General features: G+C 51.4%; 1 protein-coding gene and 1 pseudogene. Both read right to left on the minus strand.

What is annotated here, in order from left to right; translation table 11 throughout:
• On the minus strand, window positions 1-660 hold a 660-nt coding region (locus R7040_RS25770), incomplete at its 3' end, for an ABC transporter permease (protein ID WP_318097477.1).
• Window positions 648-806: pseudogene (locus tag R7040_RS25775) on the minus strand (lipoprotein-releasing system ATP-binding protein LolD); the annotation flags it as partial. The gene R7040_RS25770 and the pseudogene R7040_RS25775, both read right to left, overlap by 13 nt.

Here is an 806-nt window from a genome sequence, read left to right on the forward strand (position 1 = left end):
CTGAGCACTGTTGATGTGTACGTAAAGTTGGCGTTTAGCCAGCTCAGGAACGCCAGTTGAGTAGATACCGCGAACTTTAAAGTCGTAAGCGTTCAAAGCACCATCTGTCGTAGTAGCAAGTAAGGTAATCCAATCACCCACGTTGACGCTCAGATTATTGGCGAGATCCACCCCAAGCATCACTTCTGGCTCAGAAGCGTCGTAGCGAGAGGCATGAATGTTGGAAAGCGTCTGCCCATCACGCACGTCCAAAAACGGCCCTTTCATATCGAACTCGCGTTCGTTAACGCCGATGCCAATAAAAATCGAGGACTTGCTGCCGTTAGAGATCAAACCGCTGAATTCCACTCGAGGCTGTACGCCTCGCACCTCTCTCAAACCAATCAACTGTTTGGTGATCGCATCGGCATGGCTCAAACCATTGCTCAATGGCATCTCTTCTTCTTTAGCGAAATAACCCGGCGTGGTTAAAGTCAGATGCCCCGTGTCTCGCGCTGTGGATTCTTTCAAGCTGTCGTAGGTATAAAGGCCAAAACCACCTGCGCTGGTCAGCGCAAAAACTGCAATGGCGATGATCAGCATCGACAACAAACTGCGTCGGCGATTACGTTGTAGGTTCAGCCAAGCAAGGCGAACCGAAACGGGGATTAGCTTGCCCATGAAACCTCCTCCACACTGGCGTGCGTTTGGATGATTTTGCCGTCCACCAGCTCGATGGTGCGATCGCAGCGTGATGCCATGCGAGGGTCGTGAGTAGCGACAATGAAGGTGGTACCAAACTCGTGCCCAAGCCCTTTCATGATATC

Source organism: Vibrio sp. 1069, assembly GCF_033340555.1.